This is a genomic window from Maricaulis maris MCS10, assembly GCF_000014745.1.
Classification (GTDB): domain Bacteria; phylum Pseudomonadota; class Alphaproteobacteria; order Caulobacterales; family Maricaulaceae; genus Maricaulis; species Maricaulis maris_A.
The window spans coordinates 1,811,554-1,829,757 of record NC_008347.1 but is presented as its reverse complement, the minus strand read 5'-3'; the positions used below and the strand labels follow the sequence as shown (position 1 = coordinate 1,829,757).

Here is an 18,204-nt window from a genome sequence, read left to right as displayed (position 1 = left end):
GCGGCTATCGGCAAATGCGGCGTGCGGCGGAGGTGAGGCGGGTCTCGCTCACCTCCCGTTTGCGCATTGCCTGTCGATCTGTCTTTTCAGCGCTGCTGTGGCTCTGTCCTTCACCAGGGCGGCATTGGCGTGCCCGGCGTCCATGGCGCATCGACCGCGGCCAGGTCAGCCTCGAACGCCGGAATGGCCGCCTCGGTCAGATTGGCCAGCCGTTCACGAATGCCGGCCATTTCTTCTTCCGCCATCTGCAATTGTGCTTCATGGGACGGCGAAGGGCCGTAGCTCGAATTGCCGGTTCCCAATTGCGCGAAGGATAGCCGTGCGCCGACCGTGGACGCTTGCGCGCCATGGCGGCCCGCCATGGTCTGATTGCCGCCCAGAGCTTCCTCAATGGCGAACAATTCCTGTCTCAGGGCTTCGTAGCGGTCATCAAGCGTACCCGGCGCCGTACGCGTTCGATAAAGCGCTGATTGCAGGCGTGCGATGCGCGCATGGGTCAACTCGATGGACGCCGAGGCCGCAGAGACCTGACGCTGCATCGAGGCAAGCCGCTCCCAGAAGGCAACCACCTCGTCATCCGGCGAGCCGGGCAGGGCGCCATCGGTGAGGCGTTCAACCTCGATCGTCTGGGCCTCACCCATTACGACGGTTTCGCCATTACTCTGTCGCACCAGCTCGACCGAGTAACGGCCCGGAGCGACGAGATAGCCCGATGTCTCGGAATCTGCCGTATCGGGCGTGGTCACCGCGTCGGAGCTCGGATAGGTGAGATCCCAGGTGACACGGTGGAAGCCGGACGAAACAGGCCCGGGCAGACGCCGCACCACATCACCGGCGCTGTCGCGAATGACCAGCCAGAAACGCGGCGGCGCTTCACGTCGTTCCGATTCGATCACGTCGAAGCCGGGGAAGGGTGTATCCTCGCCCGCTTCGACCAACGGGCTTTCCATCTCCTGGCGCGCCTCTTCGGACGTCTGCAGGCCCTCGCTGACATAATAGGTGATGAGGGCCCCGAAGGCCGGGTTCTCGGCCTGGAAATAGCCGTCGCCCTGAGACGCCCTGAAGCCGAATCCAAGCTCGTGTTGTTCCTGATACCACCAGGCCCGGCGGACCGGGAAAAGTCGCGTGTCGGTCTCGAGCGAGTCGACCGAGAGGTCGCGCAGGGGGGCAATATCGTCGAGGACATAGATGGACCGGCCGAACGTGCCGACTACAAGATCGTCCTCGCGCTCATGGATCAAAAGATCGCGGGCGGGAATGGGCGGCATGCCGGCGGTCAGCTGGGTCCAGTTGTCGCCGCCATCGAGGGTGAAATAGACACCGAATTCCGTACCGATGAAGAGCAGGTCCGGATTCTCGTGGTCCTGGACGATGCGCCAGACAGGGCCATTCTCTGGCAATCCGTCGGTGATCATGCGCCAGCTGCGGCCCTGATTGTCCGAGCGCAGGAGATAGGGGGTGAAATCACCGTATTTGTGGTTGTCGAGCGCCATATAGACCGTGTTGGCGTCAAAACGGGATGGCTCGAAATCATTGATATAGGCGAGGTCGGGCACGCCCGGCAGGTCGCCGGCTTCGGTCCGCCGCCAGTTGTCGCCGCCGTCGACCGTGATCTGGACCAGACCGTCATCGGTACCGGCATAGATCACATTCTCGTCGACAGGCGACTCCGCCAGCGCGCTGATCGTGTTGTAGACCGACATCGCATAGATGTCCCAGCCGGCATCCCAGGACCATTGCCGCCCCATGATCGGCAGCAACATGCGGTCCTGGTCACGGGTCAGGTCACCGGAGAGGGGTGTCCAGCTGTCGCCGCGATCATTCGAGCGCCAGACGCGTTGCGAGGCGTGATAGAGCCGGGTCGGCTGATGCGAGGACACCACCAGCGGCGCATCCCAGTTGAAGCGCTCGGCCGGTTCGCCGGGCTGGGGCTGGGCACGAACATAGACCAGCTCGCCTGTCGTGCGATCGAAGCGGACCAGATTTCCCTGCTGCCAGCTTGAATAGGCAATGTCCGGATTGCCGGGCTCGACATCGGGTTCATGACCATCGCCGAACAGGGTCACGACCCAGTCCGAATTGCGGATGCCGTGCCGGCTGTCCGTTCGCGAGGGGCCCATCTGGGTATTATTGTCCTGGGTGCCGCCATAGACATTGTAGAAGGGCTCGGCGTCGTCCAGGGCGATGTCGTAGAATTGCGTGATCGGCAGGTTGGAGATGAAGCGCCAGGTCGCATCGCCGTCCCAGCTCTCGTACAGACCGCCGTCCGAGCCAACCAGCAGATAGTCCGGATCGGTCGGGTGGAAGCCGATGGCATGGTCATCGACATGCTTGGTCTCATTGTTCAGGCCGCGGAATGTTGCGCCGCCATCCTCGGAGATCTGGGTGGTGTTGGAGACCAGGATGATCCGATCGAAATGATGCGGGTGGGCGTAGAGCTCCTGGTAGTAGTGCGGGCCCGTTCCGCCCGAGACCGTGTCGGACATGCGGGTCCAGCTCTCGCCGCGATTGCTGGACCGGTAGACCCCGCCCGTGCGGCGGTCCTGTTCGATCGCCGCATAGAGCACGTCAGGGTTTTGCGGCGAGATCGCCAGGCCGATCTTGCCCATATTGCCGCTCGGCAATCCGGCGGTGACTTCGCGCCAGGTATCGCCACCATCGTCAGACACGTGCAGCCCGCTCTCCGGACCGGCGCCCATATAGGCGGCCACCGTCCGGTGGCGCTGCCAGGTCGCCGCGACCAGACGGTCGGGATTGCGGGGGTCCATGACGATGTCGGTCACGCCGGTCCATTCGCCCGCCGACAGCACCAGTGTCCAGGTCTCGCCGCCATCGGTCGATTTGAAGAGGCCGCGCTCGCCGCCCGGCGACCAAAGCGGCCCCTGCGAGGCGACCCAGATCGTATCGGGGTCTTCCGGGTGGATCAGGATCTCCGAAATGTGCTCGGAAGATTCAAGCCCCAGATGGGTCCAGCTGTCGCCGCCATCGCGGGAGCGATAGACGCCATTGCCATAGCCGAGGTGCCGGCCGCCGTGATTCTCTCCGGTGCCGACCCAGATCGTATGGGGATTGGACGGGTCGACCGTGACCGTGCCGATGGAATAGACGCCTTCATCATCGAATAATGACGACCAGGTCGTGCCGGCATTGTCCGTGCGCCAGACCCCGCCCGAACCGACGCCGACGATCCAGGTCGAGGGATCATCCGGCATGATTTCGATATCGGCGATACGTCCCGACATGAAAGCGGGCCCGATACTGCGGAACTCGAAGCCTGCGAAGTTCTCGGAGGTCAACGGGCCGGTTTCGGTCTCGCTCTCCGATTGCGCGCACGCGGTTTGTGGCAGCGCAAAGAGCAGGACGGCACAGATGATTCTACGCATGAAATTTCCCCCGAAAATTGAATTGCGCCGACCTTAACAACCCGGAGCCGAAAGAGAAGCCATTCCGGGAATATTCCCGGGCCTTTCCGATCAGCCGGCATCATGACTTGACCGGCGCCTGCCCATGGCAAGGATGCGACGCATGAAAATCGGCAAGCTTCTCCGCGACATCCACCATTGGGCCTCGCCCATTGTCATGCTCCCGCTCGGCATCATGATCATTGCCGGAATATTCTTGATGCTGAAGAAGGACATCGAGTGGATCCAGCCGGCCACGCAGCGCAGTGAGATGGCCTCGGCGCAGGTGCCCGACACGTCCCTGGCAGAGCTTTATGCGGCCGCGGCGGCCATTGAGGAGCTGGAGATCACGAGCTGGGACCAGTTCGACCGGATCGATATCCGTTCGGACCGCGGCATCGCCAAATTCATCGCCTCCAATCGCTGGGAGGCCCAGATCGACCTGGTCACGCTGGACGTATTGTCGCTGGAATATCGCCGCTCCGACCTGTTCGAACAGATTCACGACGGCTCATTCTTCGCCGACTGGATCAAGACATTCGTCTTCCTGCCGGTCGGCGTGGTCCTGCTGGTTCTCTGGGCCACCGGAATTTGGCTGTTCCTGGAGCCCTATCTCAAGCGCTGGCAACGCAAGAAGCAGCGGGCGAGGCGGGCCGGAGTTGCGGACAAGAAATAGGCTCCACACTGGCTGTACAGTCAGGCAAACCCGACCCGGAAATCAATGGCAAGGGCTCCATTGATGCCAGCCGTCATTGCGGCCCTGTCCGCGATTGTTTCAAGCGCTATCCCCACCAAGTCAAAGGACGGGACCGGGCGGCCCTGAAAGACCGCCCGACCGGGCCTGAAACCGCTCCGGGGGTGAAGCCGGCAAGCGTTTATGAGCCGACATCCGGGACGGCCGTGGCCTGCTCCAGCAGATCGGCCATGCGCATGCGCGCCCGGCCCGGATGACGCACGGAGGCGGCCGCTTCCAGGTTTGGCGCTTCGCCATCGCCCACCTTGATCAGCGCGACCATGCCCATGCCGTAGTGCGGCATGCATTTAATGCCGTACAGGCCTTCCTCGGAGGCGGTGAAGGAGATGTCGCTATTCATGTCGCCGACAAATCCCTCAACCCCGTCGGGCAACATGCCGTCAATTGTCTGGGCGTTGTGAACGCCCATGGCGTTGACAAAGGTGACGGTGTCGCCGGGCTCGACTTCGAGATAAGCGGGCTCAAACACCATGGATTGGCGATCGGAACCCATATTACGCATTTCGATCACATGCTCCTCGGCGAAGGCCGCCGGGGCCATCACCATGGCGCCAAGCGCCGCGCAGAGAATGAGTTTTTTCATGTTGTGTCTCCTATCAGCTGCCGGACGCGTAACAGGGAGGATGCGTCCGACCATGACGGAGAACTTAGGCGGGCAGGGCGCCATTTCGCTGCGTCAAAATGGCTGAGACAGGCTGTCGCAGAGAGCGGTTCAGAGCGAGCGAGTTATGGTGGGATTGTCGCCGGTGGCGCAGAGGATTTGCGGCGCATTGGTGCCTGTCGCGGTTTCTCAACGCACGAAAATGGTGTGTGTCCCCATTTGTTCCTGACCAGCCTTGGCGATTACGGCCATGTCCCTGTTTTTTCTCAATGCCCTTTTTATTCCCGGACATTCGCCTCTTGGAAACAGGTTAGCAAAGCACCTTCATCTAGAGAGGCGTGAAATTCGGACCTAGAAATCGATCTTGCGACGGTGGCAGCCCATATTTCAACCGCACTATCTGCGCGGACTTCCAAAATCACAACGCCATGCTCTACTTGGTGAAAGCGAACGAAAATACAACCATTACGCGTTCCAGCACCCCAATATTGCGACGAAGGAGGGTCAAACGATTCCAAACGCACTACGGACGCCAGTGTTTGGTGCGCCATTTCTCGCTCAGCATTGCTCACTTGCTGCTCAACGTTTGACACCGGATCAGAACTACACCCACCAGCAAATATAGCACTAACAACTATCCACAGTGTCGCAGTAAATATCGGCATCTCGAACAACGTTTTCCTCCGAAAAAACAGGGACACACACCCTTTATCCCGCATCCAGTTTCGGTCGCCTGCGCGGTCTGGGATTAGTAGGTGACTGTCATCACTTTTCCCATTCACGACTTTTCATCAACAGACACATAAAGAAAGGACGCCTGACCTATAAATATCTATCAACACTCCATGAGTCAATAATAGATCGAACAAAATCTGCTCTACCCCCCAAAGAAAGAGCGAAATTACACGATTCATCTTTACGAGAAAGAATAAATCGGAGAGTATCTGAAATTTCTATAATTTTGATTTGTGAATCCCAGTATATTTCATCGTTGCTTTCTATGAAAATCTTATCTCCATCGTTGATCAGATCATCTTCTGTGTATTGGATTCCAATCCATAAAGCCCCGTCTTCGGCTCTTGGAGTTTTTATGTCCGTTCGAAAATATAAGCTATCCACACTGAAATCACTTGTTCGAGCAACTTCCAGAACATTTCCAAAAATAGTGTCCATCACTTTACTCCGGTCGCGCGTCAACTTCCCAAGTTCGTGTTCGACCACCATCTCGCCACTAATATCGAATCCGAGCCTGTGCGGCTTCCGCTGAGTGATTGTCATTGTTGGGCAAAAAATAGGGACACACACCATTTATTCCGTGTCCAGTCTGGGGCGGCGAAACAAATGGTGACAGGCACCATTCAATCCAGAAACGTTATAGCTCAGCGTCTAATGGGGCGTTGATCCGCCCACCGTGTGGGCGATGGCGCCATACTGGTTTTGCACGGCTGCCGGAAAGCCGGTGTCCGGCCAGCGCACCTGTGGACCCGGACGGCACGTCGAGTCATTGGGACGCAAAACCGCCCGACACGCTCGGCGTCGCGGAAACTGCTCACATTTCAATAGGATGGGGTGTGGCGGAGAGGATGGGATTCGAACCCACGGTACGCTTTTGGCGCACACTCCCTTAGCAGGGGAGCGCCTTCGACCACTCGGCCACCTCTCCACCGACCGGTTTAATGGCACACCAGCAGGGCTTCAAGTGGCAGTTGCCGCGATTGCGGGATGGATTGCAGGCGGTTGCCGCTCAGGCCTTGGCGCGGGCCATGTCGAGCCAGCGGCGATGGGTGCGTCTGACATGTTTCGGTGCGTGTTTGGAGGCGGTCACGATTTCGCGCCATTGCGCGCTAGCCGCGCCGTGGTCGCCCATGCCCTCCAGCATCATGGCCCAGCGCGCCTTGGCCTCCGGCCCCGGGAAATAGCCGGACACGCTGTCATAGGTGGCGCTGGCCTCGTCGAGGCGGCCCAGCGCTTCCAGTGTCCGGGCGTGGAGCAGATGGGCTTCGGGATGGCGCAGCGTGGGGTGGGCGGCCTGCATGGCGGCGAGCTGGTCGGCGGCCTCGTCGTAACGGCCGGTCTCAAACAGGGCCAGGGCGAGCGTATGCATCATCGCGGCGTCTTCAGCGAAAGCCCCGGTAGCCGCCTCACGCGCCATGATGACTGCGTCATCGGCGCGGTTGGTGGCCAGCAGGGCCATGGCGGCGCGGCGCAGATTGCCCGGTGTGCGGCTGATTTCGACCTGGACGAGGGCCTCGCGCGCTTCCTTCCCGGGGTCGAGCGCCTTGCGGGCCGCGGCCTGGGCCTTGCGGCCAGTTGGCCCGCCTGCCGCCGAGGGCAGGACCTCGGCCAGAAGGTAGACGATCGAGCCCAGCGCCGGAAAGGCGAACAGGATGAAAATCCAGTACATCTGGCGCTGGGTGCGGATCACATGCACCGCGCATCCCAGCGACACCAGAATGTGCAACCCCATCAGAATCGGCATCGTTCCCCCCGCGCCAAGCGTCACTTTCTTAGGCGAGCCGGTTGTGGCGGGCAAGATGTCGCGCAGGACGTGCCGTGGAAACCCGTTTGTGGTGCGCCTAGAAGAAGGCCTGCAGGCCGGTCTGGGCGCGGCCCAGGATCAGGGCGTGCACGTCATGGGCGCCTTCATAGGTGTTGACGGTCTCCAGATTGACCATGTGACGCATGACCTGGAATTCCTCGGAGATGCCATTGCCGCCGTGCATGTCACGCGCCATGCGGGCGATATCGAGCGCCTTGCCGCAATTATTGCGCTTCATGATCGAGATCATTTCCGGCGCTGCTTGCGCCTCGTCCATCAGGCGACCGATGCGCAGGGAGCCTTGCAGGCCCAGCGTGATCTCGGTCTGCATGTCGGCGAGCTTTTTCTGGTAGAGCTGGGTCTGGGCCAGCGGCTTGTCGAACTGGATCCGGTCGAGGCCATACTGGCGCGCCGCATGCCAGCAGAATTCGGCGGCGCCCATGGCGCCCCAGGAAATGCCGTAGCGCGCCCGGTTGAGACAGCCGAACGGGCCTTTCAGTCCGGAGACATGCGGCAGGAGGGCGTCTTCGCCGACTTCCACATTGTCCATCACGATTTCGCCGGTAATCGAGGCGCGCAGCGACAGTTTGCCGCCGATTTTCGGGGCGGAGAGGCCCTTCATGCCCTTGTCGAGCACAAATCCGCGGATCTTGCCGTCATGGGCGTCAGACTTGGCCCAGACCACGAAGACATCGGCGATGGGGGAGTTGGAGATCCACATCTTCGCGCCATTGAGCGTGTAACCGGTCGCCGTTTTGGTGGCGCGGGTCTTCATGCCGGCCGGGTCGGAGCCGGCATCGGGTTCGGTCAGGCCGAAACAGCCGATCCATTCGCCGGATGCCAGCTTGGGCAGATATTTTTGCCGCTGTTCTTCCGAGCCATAGGCATAGATCGGATACATCACCAGCGAGGACTGGACCGACATCATCGAACGATAGCCGCTATCGACTCGCTCGACTTCGCGCGCAACCAGGCCGTAGGCGACATAGCCCAGGCCGGCGCCGCCATATTCTTCCGGAAGCGTACAGCCCAGAAGACCCTGATCACCCATTTCGCGGAAAATGGCCGGATCGGTCTTTTCTTCGCGATAGGCCTCGATCACGCGCGGTTGCAGCTTGTCCTGGGCATAGCTGCGCGCGGTATCGCGCACCATGCGCTCTTCTTCGGTCAGCTGGTCGTCGAGACGGAAAGGGTCCTGCCAGTCAAAACGGCCCAGATCCGGGGCATCCTTGGCTTTCAGCGTCGGCTTGTCGGTCATGATGATATGGCTCCCCGGGGCGGTTTCGAGTTTGGCTTTGATGCCGGATTAGCCGGGCCGGGCATCGGGGGCAAGCTGCCGGAGCGGTTCGGCTTGGCGTGGTATCGCAAACACGCGTAGAGGTGGGGCGAACGCGGCCTTGCGGTCGCCAGGACGTCATTCGGGGAGGGATGGATGTCGCAGGAAAGCCTGATCGTGCTGGCGACCTTGATTGCCTACAAGCTTCTGCTTGTCGGCGTGGGCGTGTGGGTCTCGAAACGCAATCAGACCGAGAGCGATTTCTTTATCGCCGGGCAGGGGCTGGGGCCCTGGGTCGCGGGCCTGTCATATGCCGCCTCGACCTCCTCGGCCTGGGTGCTGCTGGGTTTTTCAGGATTTGTTTATCTCAACGGGTTTTCGGCGCTGTGGATGGTGCCGGGGATCTGGGCCGGCTATGTGGCGATCTGGCTGTGGTTCGGGCGGCGCCTGCGCAGCGAGACTGCCGAACAGGGGCATGTCACCACCGCTGACTTCCTCGCCGGTGGACAGTCAGCCGGCGGCAAAAGGCTCATCGGCGCCGTTGCCGCGGCGATGATCCTGTTCTGCTTCATCTTCTATATCGCCGCCCAGTTTGGCGCGGCCGCTCAGGCCTTCGAGACCCAGTTCGCGCTGCCACGGGTCGAATCGGTGCTGGTCGGCGCTGGCGTGGTCCTGATCTATTCCCTGCTCGGCGGCTTCTGGGCGGTCAGTGTCACCGACATGTTGCAGGGCGCGCTGATGCTGCTGGTCGCGCTCCTGCTGCCGATCGCCGCCCTCATCGCCGCCGGTGGACCGTCCGGCGTGATGGCGACCCTGCAAGCCAATGAAAATGCCGCCTGGCTGAGCCTGACCGGTGACATGCCGGCAATGGTGTTGATCGGTTTCATCGTTGGTGTCTGGGGTGTCGGCCTGGGTGCATTGGGACAGCCGCAACTGATCACCCGCCTGATGGCCGTCAAGGACGAAGCCGCCCGCAAGCGCGGCTTCCAGATCGCCATCATCTGGGCCATCGCGGTCTTTGCCGGGATGACCGTGCTGGGCCTGTCCGGCCGGGCGCTGGTCGGTGCCGGCTCGAATGGTGAGGCCGTCTTCTACCAGGTCGCCCGGGATTATCTGCCACCGATCGTCGGCGGTCTGGTGATCGCCGCCGTCCTCTCCGCCGTCATGTCGACGGTCGACTCCATCCTGCTCGTCGCCGCCTCCGCGGTCAGCCGGGATCTGGGCGTGGCGCGCCGGTTCAGGGGGCAGGAGGTCACCGTCTCGCGGATCGTGATGGTCGCCATTGCCCTGATCGCCGTGTGGATGACGCTGGCCCTGCCATCAACCATTTTCGCCCGCGTCCTCTTCGCCTGGGCCGCGCTGGGCGCCGCCTTCGGCCCGGTCATCGTGATGCGGGTGGTGGGCGTCCAGTCCGGACACTTGGCCGTGCTCGCCGCGATGATCATCGGTTTCGGGCTGACGGTATTCTTCAATGCCATGGGCGCGCTGGACGCCTCAACGCTCAGCGGCCCCGGCGCTGTCGCGGCCCAGTGGGCGCAGTTGCCCGGCGACCCGTTCGAGCGGGTGTTTCCGTGGGTTCCGGCCCTGTTGATCCTGTGGTTCGGGCGGGTGAGGGCGGCTGTGTGACACCCTCCCTGCGACACCTCGCGCCTTGACCTTGGCGCCATCCCGTAACAAGTCGGCGGCATGATTGCTGAACTCGGGCAGTTTGCCCTCATCCTTGCCTTTGTGGTGGCGCTGTTCCAGTCGCTGGCCCTGTTTGCGGGACTGCGCACACGGGACGCGGTGGTGCACGGGTTTGCCCGTGCCGGGGCGATTGCCCAATTCGTGCTGGTGCTGGCCGCCTTTGCCTGTCTGACGGTGTTGTTCGCGACCTCGGACTTTACCGCGCTGGTGGTCGCCGAGAACTCGCACACCGACAAGCCGATGCTGTATAAAATCACCGGCGTCTGGGGCAATCATGAAGGCTCGATGCTTCTGTGGGGGCTGATCCTTACCGGCTATACGGCAGCGCTGGCCTGGTCAGCCAAGCCGGTCGAGGCGCGGCTGATCTCGCTGACCTTTGCCGTGCAATCGCTGATTACGGCGGCCTTTACGGCCTTTTTGCTGTTCACCTCCAACCCGTTCGCTCGCCTGTGGCCGGGGCCGGAGAACGGCCAGGACCTCAATCCGCTGCTGCAGGATCCCGGTCTCGCCTCGCATCCACCGATGCTCTACGCCGGCTATGTCGGCTTCTCGATTACCTTCTCCTTTGCCGTTGCGGCGTTGATCGACGGCCGCGTCGATGCACGCTGGGCGCGGATCGTGCGGCCCTGGGCGCTGACCGCCTGGACCTTCCTCACCATCGGCATCGCGCTGGGCGCCAGCTGGGCCTATTACGAGCTCGGCTGGGGCGGCTGGTGGGCCTGGGATCCGGTCGAGAACGCCTCCCTGATGCCATGGCTGGCAGGAACCGCCTTCATCCACTCGCTGCGGGTGATGGAAAAGCGTGACACGCTGAAGGCCTGGACCATCCTGCTGGCCCTGATGACCTTCGCCCTGTCGATGGCCGGGACCTTCCTGGTGCGCTCCGGCATCATCACCTCGGTGCATGCCTTTGCCGTCGATCCGGAGCGCGGCGTGTTCATCCTCGCCATCCTGGTCGCGCTGATCGGCGGATCTCTGCTGATCTACGGTCTGCGAGCGGGCCTGCTCAAACCGACCGGCGTGTTTTCGGCAGTCAGCCGGGAGAGCCTGTTGCTGATCAACAATCTGGTGTTGGCCGCGGCATGCGGGCTGGTTTTCTTTGGCACCTTCTACCCGCTCTTCATCACCACGGTCAGCAATGAGACCGTGACGGTCGGGGCACCCTTCTACAACAATACCTTCAATCCGATGCTGGGCGCGCTTTTGGTGCTGGTACCGATCTCCGGCCTGCTGGCCTGGAAGCGCGGCAAGCTGATGCCGGTCCTGCGCGATCTCGCGCCCGCCGCCATTGCCGCAATTGCCGGTGGTGTGGCCGCCCTGTGGATCGCCGACCGGGGACTGATTGCGGGGGCTCTGGGAACAGCCTTGGCGGTCTGGGTCGCGGTCGGTGTGGTGATCGACCTGGCCAAGCGTTTCAAGCTGGGCGAGATCGCCTTCGCGGCCTCACTGGCCCGCATGGCGCGTCTGCCGCTGGGCATATGGGGCATGGCGGTCGCCCATTTCGGCCTGGCCGTCGTGGTCTTCGCCATCACCGGCGTCAGTGCCTGGAAGCAGGAGACCAGCGCTTTCCTGATGCCGGGGCAGCATCTCGACATCCGCCAACTCACGATCACGCTGGACCGGGTCGAACAGGTCGAAGGCCGCAATTATGTTGCCGAGCGCGGGTATCTGACGGCGCGGCGCGACCAGCAGGTGGTCAGCCAGCTGACCGCCGAACGTCGCCTCTATCCGGTGCGTGGCATGTCGACGACCGAGTCGGCCATCCATGCGCGGGCCACCGGCGATCTTTACGTCACGATCGGTCAGCCAAGCCCGGAGCACGGCTGGCCGGTTCATGTCTATCTCTACCCCTTTGCCATGTGGCTGTGGATCGGATCGGCGGTGCTGGGACTGGGCGGGCTGTTGTCGATTGCCGATCGGGGGCGTCGGTCGCTGGTTGCCAAGGCTGCGCCGGTTCAAGCGAAGGAGGCTGGCCGATGAACCGCATCCTGCTTTTCGTGCCGCTGGCCATCTTTGCCGTCACCCTGGTCTATTTCGGGATGGGATTGCGACAGGACCCGTCGGCCATTCCCAGCCAGATGATCGACCGGCCATTGCCGGCGTTTGACCTGGCTGGCATTGCCGATGGAGATCCGGGCCTGTCCAACACTGACCTGCTCGGCCAGGTGTCCCTGCTCAATGTGTTCGGCTCCTGGTGTCCGCCCTGTGCGATCGAGCACCCGATGCTGATGCAGATCAGCCGCTCGGGACGGGTGCCGATCTATGGCGTGGACTGGCGCGACGAGCCGGGTGCCGGAGCGGCCTGGCTGACCCGCCATGGCAATCCCTACAGCCGTGTCGGTGACGATGCGCAGGGACGCCTCGCGATTGATCTGGGCATCACCGGCGCGCCGGAAACCTTCCTCGTCGATGCGGACGGCCGCGTCCGCCATCACCATGTCGGGATCATCACCGAAGATGTGTGGCGCAATACCCTTCTGCCGATGATCGAGGAGCTCGAGCGGTCATGATGCGCCTTGTCTCTCTCATTATTCTCGCCCTTTCCATTCTTGTGGTCGCACCCGGACACGCTGTCGCGGCGCCCCAACCGGACGAGCAGATGGAGGATAAGGCTCTGGAAGAGCGCGCCCGCGGACTCTATCGCGACCTGCGCTGCGTGGTCTGCCAGAGCCAGAGCATTGACGAGAGCAATGCGCCGCTGGCCGCCGACATGCGGGCAATTGTCCGTGAGCGTCTGCTCGCCGGCGACAGTGATGTAGAGGTCCGGGCCTGGCTGCAGACCCGCTATGGCGACTATGTCCTGATGTCGCCTCCGGTGCAGGGAAATACGCTTCTTCTCTGGCTGTTCCCGCTGCTGGCGCTGTCCGGTGGCGCGATCGCTATTGTCATTTTCTTTCGCGGCCAGTCGACCCGCGCCGACGGGCCGCTCGATGCCGATGAGGCGGCGGAGCTGGCCCGGCTGCGGGACGAGGAGGGGCAGGCATGATCTGGTTCCTGATCGCCCTGATGGCGTGTCTGGTGGCGCTGGCCCTGATTGCGCCTGTCTTGCGCGGTGTCACGGGGCCGGTCTCGGATGGCCGCGGTGCCTTTGCCGGCCAGTTGGCCGAGCTCAGGCGCGATCACGAGTTGGGCTTTATCGATGAAGAGGCGGCCCGGCAGGCCGAGCTCGATATCCGCCGGCGGATCAGCCAGGCCGGTACAGACCCTGAAGGCGAGGTCGAAATGGCCGGAGCCGGGGCCGGGACGGCGTCGAAGACGCTGCGGCACGGCCTGGTCGCCGGCGCTGGCGCCTGTGCCATGCTGGCTGTTGCCCTCTATATGGCGCTTGGCAGCCCGCATCTGGTCGGGATGACGCCGGCGCGCATGCCGGACGTCCCGGACGAGCTCCGCGAGATCCTGGCGGAGCTGGACAATCTGCGCGCCGACCTCGCAGTCCGGCCGGACAATCCGCAGGGATGGGCCGTGCTGGGTCAGGCCAATGTCCAGCTCGGACGGTATGGCGACGCCGCGACGGCGTTTGAAAATGCGATCAGTTGGGAGCCGGGATCGGCCTTCCTCTTCGCCTCGCTGGGACAGGCACGCCTGTTCGAGGCTGGCGGGATCATGACGCCGGCGGCCCGCGAAGCCTTCGCCCGTGCCCTGGATATCGACCCGGCGGATGTGCGGGCCCGCTTCTTCATGGCGGAAGCGCAATATCAGGGCGGGGAGCGGGCACAGGCCCTCGACGCCTGGCGGGCGATCCTGTCGGACGCGGACGCTGATGCGGCCTATCGGGGCATGGTTGAGGATCGGCTCACTGCAGCTGAAGCCGATGAGGCCTCATCGCCGGAATGACCGGCGCAGCGTTTCAGGACAGATGATGCGTCTGCACACCGGCGCGATCAGGAAACCGCGTCAGAAGTCTCGTTTTCGAATTGCGGGACCGATGCGTCATTGCGCGCCCAGGCGACAAAGACGTCGAGCTGGCGCTCGGCTTCGACATAGACATGTTCAGGGATGCTGGTCCGCTCAACCACGGCGGTCCGGACAGATGCCGGGCACCCGACAGCCAAGGCCGTCACGCCAAGTGCACTTCCCAGAAAAATCGCAATCGCTCTCATCATCAGCTCCCCAGCAGTGAATCGAATAGCCAGTATCCTTACGAAAACGTAAGAATGCGGGCGCGTCCATCCCGAGAAACGATAAGAACCACCATATTTTGGGGTATTTGGGGTCTGGGCTCCGCCGGGCTGCTTGTTGCTGTCGAACCTCTCGCCCATTTTTGGCGCACTGGCGGGGCCGACGACCCGACTTTGATTCGGGCTTCCGGGCATCCCGGCGAAGGCGCAAGTTTTACTGTCACGTTACCGAAGGCCCCGGTTGACCGATATTCGCTTATGACTGGCGCCGGCGACGAGACGCAGCCCATACACTGAGTGTTTGACGCAGGGTGCGTGACAGCTGAAACTCCCGATCAGCTCCGTACCGGTTCTTTTGTTTTTTGCAGAGAGTACCCTTCATGACCCTTGAATCCCGCATTCTGGCGCGCTCCGAAGCGATCCTGAGATCCTGGCGCACCCTCAACTGGGCGAGTGCGTTTTCAGCAATCATCTACCCAGCCCTGGGTGTGGCCTTGCTGACAACCATGATCATCCTCGGTCTGGCGCTTGGCGGCCTGACCCTGCGATGGTGGTATGCGCCACTCTGCTTTGGTGTCACCGCCCTGACGATCTTCCTGTGCAATATGGGAATCGGCCCGCTGCACCGGATCTGGCAGCACCGCGCCGGCGAGATCAAATGGCCCGGCCAGGTCATCATCATGATCAATTGCATCCTCGCCATGCAGGGCACGCTGAAGGATTGGGTGAATTACCACTCGCAGCATCACCGTTTTGCCGACAAGCCGGGTGATCCGCACAACCCGTTCGAATCGAAAGTCTGGGCCTGGGTCGGCTGGATCCTGTGGCGCGACGAGCAGGACCTCGCCCGTCCGATGCCGATGTGGCTGAAGGACAACCCGGTCGTCCATTTCGCTGACCGCTTCCACATCACCCTGTCGCTCGTCATGCATTTCGCCATCCCGGCCGTGATCTATCTGATCGTCGCGCTGAGCGGTGGCTCGCTGATCCTGACGGCCCTGATCCATGCCAGTGTGATCATTGGTCGCGGCTTGCAATTCCACGCCACCACGCTGGGTGTGAACGTCTTCGGTCACATGAAAACGCCGAAATGGTTCGACTATCTCCTGGCCCTGCTCACCGGTGGTGAAGCCCTTCACGACCATCACCACGATTTCCCGCGCTCGGCCCTCCACCTGCCCAAGAAGGGCTTCTGGAACAGGGTTGTGGACTATAACGGCACTGCGCTTCTGGTGATGCGCCGCCTGGGTCTCGCCAAAAATCTCGAGATCGCGCCTCAGTTCGCCTGATCCACCTGGCAGGTTCACCCTGCCTGCTCTGCGAAAGCCCCGGCCCATCGGTCGGGGCTTTTTCATGCGTTCGCGTATGCGGAACTTTCACTGAAATCGCCGCTTCTCCCTCTCGACCTGACCTGCGTTCGGCGTTAGCGTCCTCGCAAGTGCATCATACCGAATGCTCGATAATGTCGATAAAGGGGAGATCATGTCCGATCTGGAAAGCTTCCGGGAAGAGACCCGCGCCTGGCTTGAGGCCAATTGTCCCGTAGAAATGCGCCAACCCATGCGTGGCGAACACGATATTGTCTGGGGCGGTCGCAACTGCCAGCTGAGCGAACCGCAAAAACTGTGGCTCGACCGGATGGCGGGCAAGGGCTGGACTGTCCCGGAATGGCCGGTGGAGTATGGCGGCGGCGGTCTGGACAAGGCTCATGCCAAAGTGCTGCGTGAGGAAATGAAGCGCATCAAGGCGCGCGCGCCGCTGCAGTCCTTCGGTATCTGGATGCTGGGACCGGCGCTCCTGAAATACGGAACGCACGAGCAGAAACTCGAGCATTTGCCACCGATCACACGGGGTGAAATCCGCTGGGCGCAGGGATATTCCGAGCCCAATGCCGGGTCCGACCTGGCCGCGGTGATGACCAAGTGTGAGGACAAGGGCGATCACTATCTGATCAATGGTCAGAAGATCTGGACCTCCTATGCCGATCAGGCCGACTGGATTTTCGCCCTGGTCCGCACGGATTTTGCCGCCAAGAAGCATGAAGGCATTTCCTTCATCCTGGTCGATATGGGCCAGCCGGGTGTGACCACCAAGCCGATCAAGCTGATCTCCGGCAAGTCACCCTTCTGCGAGACCTTCTTCGACGACGCCCGGGCCGAGAAGCACAATGTGGTCGGGGATCTCAACAAGGGCTGGACGGTCGCCAAATACCTGCTGACCCATGAGCGCGAGATGATCGGCGGCATGGGCTCAGGCGCCATGCGTCCGGCCGGCGATGTCGCCGTGCAGATGATCGGCAAGGACGAGCAGGGCCGTCTCGACGATCCGGTCCTTCGTACCGACATCACCCGGCTCGAGATCGATGGCCTGGCCTTCATGTCGACGATGGAACGTGTCGCTGACGAGGCCAAGGCCGGGCAGGGTGTCGGGGCCAATTCCTCGGTCCTGAAATATTACGGGACAGAGCTGAACAAGCGTCGCCTCGAGCTGATGATGGACAGTGTCGGACAGGACGGGCTGGAATGGGGTGCGGATGATGATGCCGCGGCGCACTGGTTGCGCACGAAGGGCAATTCGATCGAGGGCGGGACGTCCGAGGTTCAGCTCAACATCATTTCCAAACGCATTCTCGAATTGCCGACGTCCTAGGGCGGACCACAGGGGAGTTACCACCATGGCCATGGTGCTGAATGAAGAAGCCGGCATGCTCAAGGATGCCGCCCGCGGATTTCTCGCGGACAGCGCGCCGATCGCGCAATTGCGCAAACTGCGCGACACCGACAATGCGGATGGTTTCGACCGCAAGACCTGGGCTGCGATGGCCGAGATGGGCTGGACCAGCGTGCTGGTCCCCGAAGCCCATGGCGGCGTTGAAATGGGTCATGTCGCGGCGGGCGTGATCGCCGAGGAAATGGGCCGCACATTGACGGCATCGCCCTTCCTGTCGACTGCGATCATGGGCGCGACAGCCCTGTCGCGGTTCGGATCGGACGGCCAGAAAGGTGAGTGGCTGCCCCGTATCGCGGCCGGCGAGGCCATCACCGCGATCGCCGTCGACGAAGGTCGCAAGCACAACCCGTCAAGAGTCGCGACCAAGGCGGAGCGCTCGGGCAATGGTTTCAAGCTGAGCGGTCGCAAGAGTTTCGTGGCCGAAGGCCATGTCGCCGACATGATGATCGTCTCGGCCCGCACGGCCGGTGGCGAGGCCGAGGCCGAGGGCGTCTCGCTCTTCCTGGTTCCGATTGATGCTGCCGGCGTTTCGGTCGAGCGTATCAAGACCGTCGACAGCCGCAATTTCGCGACCGTGACCCTGGACGGGGTCGAGGTCACGGCGGATGCGGCGCTCGGCGAGGTCGATGGCGGTCTGACGGCACTCGAGGCCGTGCTGGACGCCGGTCGTGCCGGTCTCTCCGCAGAAATGTCGGGCTCGGCCCAGGAGTGTCTCGCCAGCACGGTGGCCTATCTCAAGGAACGCAAGCAGTTCGGCCAGATCATCGGTACTTTCCAGGCCCTGCAACACCGCGCCGCGCATCTTTACTCGGAAGTGGAGCTGGGCAAGTCGATCGTGATGAAAGCCCTTCAGACCCTTGACGCCGCGCCGGATCATGCCGCGATGATGGTGTCGGCGGCCAAGGCCAAGCTTGGACAGGTTGCCCAGATGGCTGCCCAGGAAGGCGTGCAGATGCATGGCGGCATGGGCATGACCGACGAGTTCGATATCGGCTTCTTCATGAAGCGCGTCCGGGTCGCCGAGGCGCTCTATGGTGATGCGAATTATCATGCCGAAAAGTTCGCCCGGATGCGTCAGTACTGATCTGCGCAGACGGCG

The 18,204-nt window shown here is 62.3% G+C and carries 15 protein-coding genes and 1 tRNA gene; 9 read left to right on the top strand and 7 right to left on the bottom strand.

Annotated elements, in window-relative coordinates; translation table 11 throughout:
- Positions 1-110 precede the first annotated feature (110 nt).
- Positions 111-3,383, bottom strand: a complete 3,273-nt coding sequence (locus MMAR10_RS08640; RefSeq protein ID WP_011643604.1) for a VPS10 domain-containing protein — start codon at positions 3,381-3,383, stop codon at positions 111-113.
- A gap of 142 nt (positions 3,384-3,525) precedes the next feature.
- Between MMAR10_RS08640 and MMAR10_RS08635 the strand changes: the two genes are divergently transcribed.
- A complete protein-coding gene (locus tag MMAR10_RS08635) occupies positions 3,526-4,077 on the top strand; it encodes a PepSY domain-containing protein (RefSeq protein WP_011643603.1) in 552 nt (183 codons plus the stop codon).
- A 199-nt stretch (positions 4,078-4,276) separates the two neighbouring features.
- Here the strand turns inward: MMAR10_RS08635 and MMAR10_RS08630 are convergent, their stop codons facing one another.
- From MMAR10_RS08630 to MMAR10_RS08615, 5 genes are all read right to left on the bottom strand, one after another.
- Positions 4,277-4,738 (bottom strand): pseudoazurin, encoded by a 462-nt coding sequence (locus tag MMAR10_RS08630; protein WP_011643602.1) that lies wholly within the window; start codon positions 4,736-4,738, stop codon positions 4,277-4,279.
- Positions 4,739-5,578: 840 nt separating this feature from the next.
- Positions 5,579-5,929, bottom strand: a complete 351-nt coding sequence (locus MMAR10_RS16905; RefSeq protein ID WP_150099748.1) for a hypothetical protein — start codon at positions 5,927-5,929, stop codon at positions 5,579-5,581.
- 399 nt (positions 5,930-6,328) lie between these two features.
- A tRNA-Ser gene (locus MMAR10_RS08625) sits at positions 6,329-6,419 on the bottom strand.
- An 81-nt stretch (positions 6,420-6,500) separates the two neighbouring features.
- Positions 6,501-7,235: a tetratricopeptide repeat protein gene (locus tag MMAR10_RS08620; RefSeq protein WP_011643601.1), complete on the bottom strand. Its 735-nt coding sequence runs from the start codon at positions 7,233-7,235 to the stop codon at positions 6,501-6,503.
- Between the two features lie 97 nt (positions 7,236-7,332).
- On the bottom strand, positions 7,333-8,553 hold the full coding sequence (locus MMAR10_RS08615) for an acyl-CoA dehydrogenase (RefSeq protein ID WP_011643600.1): 1,221 nt from the start codon (positions 8,551-8,553) through the stop codon (positions 7,333-7,335).
- A 174-nt stretch (positions 8,554-8,727) separates the two neighbouring features.
- On the opposite strand from MMAR10_RS08615, the gene MMAR10_RS08610 reads away from it, so the two are divergent.
- The 5 genes from MMAR10_RS08610 to ccmI are packed head-to-tail and all read left to right on the top strand — an operon-like array spanning position 8,728 to position 14,091.
- Positions 8,728-10,197 carry a sodium/proline symporter gene (locus tag MMAR10_RS08610; protein ID WP_011643599.1) on the top strand — a complete coding sequence of 490 codons (1,470 nt, stop codon included), beginning with the start codon at positions 8,728-8,730 and terminating at the stop codon, positions 10,195-10,197.
- A gap of 60 nt (positions 10,198-10,257) precedes the next feature.
- Entirely contained in the window at positions 10,258-12,237 is a 1,980-nt protein-coding gene (locus MMAR10_RS08605) for a heme lyase CcmF/NrfE family subunit (RefSeq protein WP_011643598.1), read from the top strand.
- Positions 12,234-12,767, top strand: coding sequence for a DsbE family thiol:disulfide interchange protein (locus MMAR10_RS08600; protein ID WP_011643597.1), 534 nt, complete (start codon positions 12,234-12,236; stop codon positions 12,765-12,767). The genes MMAR10_RS08605 and MMAR10_RS08600 overlap by 4 nt, the downstream gene beginning before the upstream one ends.
- Positions 12,764-13,243: a cytochrome c-type biogenesis protein gene (locus MMAR10_RS08595; RefSeq protein WP_011643596.1), complete on the top strand. Its 480-nt coding sequence runs from the start codon at positions 12,764-12,766 to the stop codon at positions 13,241-13,243. Before MMAR10_RS08600 ends, MMAR10_RS08595 begins: the two co-directional genes overlap by 4 nt.
- The gene (gene ccmI / locus MMAR10_RS08590; protein WP_011643595.1) at positions 13,240-14,091 is read left to right on the top strand and encodes a c-type cytochrome biogenesis protein CcmI; all 852 of its coding nucleotides are present in this window, start codon (positions 13,240-13,242) and stop codon (positions 14,089-14,091) included. Before MMAR10_RS08595 ends, ccmI begins: the two co-directional genes overlap by 4 nt.
- Before the next feature lie 47 nt (positions 14,092-14,138).
- Here the strand turns inward: ccmI and MMAR10_RS08585 are convergent, their stop codons facing one another.
- Positions 14,139-14,360, bottom strand: a complete 222-nt coding sequence (locus tag MMAR10_RS08585) for a hypothetical protein (RefSeq protein WP_041636887.1) — start codon at positions 14,358-14,360, stop codon at positions 14,139-14,141.
- 395 nt (positions 14,361-14,755) lie between these two features.
- Between MMAR10_RS08585 and MMAR10_RS08580 the strand changes: the two genes are divergently transcribed.
- The 3 genes from MMAR10_RS08580 to MMAR10_RS08570 all read left to right on the top strand — a co-directional run bounded on the left by MMAR10_RS08580 (position 14,756) and on the right by MMAR10_RS08570 (position 18,189).
- Positions 14,756-15,664, top strand: a complete 909-nt coding sequence (locus tag MMAR10_RS08580) for a stearoyl-CoA 9-desaturase (RefSeq protein WP_011643594.1) — start codon at positions 14,756-14,758, stop codon at positions 15,662-15,664.
- 193 nt (positions 15,665-15,857) lie between these two features.
- On the top strand, positions 15,858-17,024 hold the full coding sequence (locus MMAR10_RS08575; protein WP_011643593.1) for an acyl-CoA dehydrogenase family protein: 1,167 nt from the start codon (positions 15,858-15,860) through the stop codon (positions 17,022-17,024).
- A gap of 25 nt (positions 17,025-17,049) precedes the next feature.
- A complete protein-coding gene (locus MMAR10_RS08570; RefSeq protein WP_011643592.1) occupies positions 17,050-18,189 on the top strand; it encodes an acyl-CoA dehydrogenase family protein in 1,140 nt (379 codons plus the stop codon).
- The last annotated feature ends 15 nt before the right edge of the window (positions 18,190-18,204 follow it).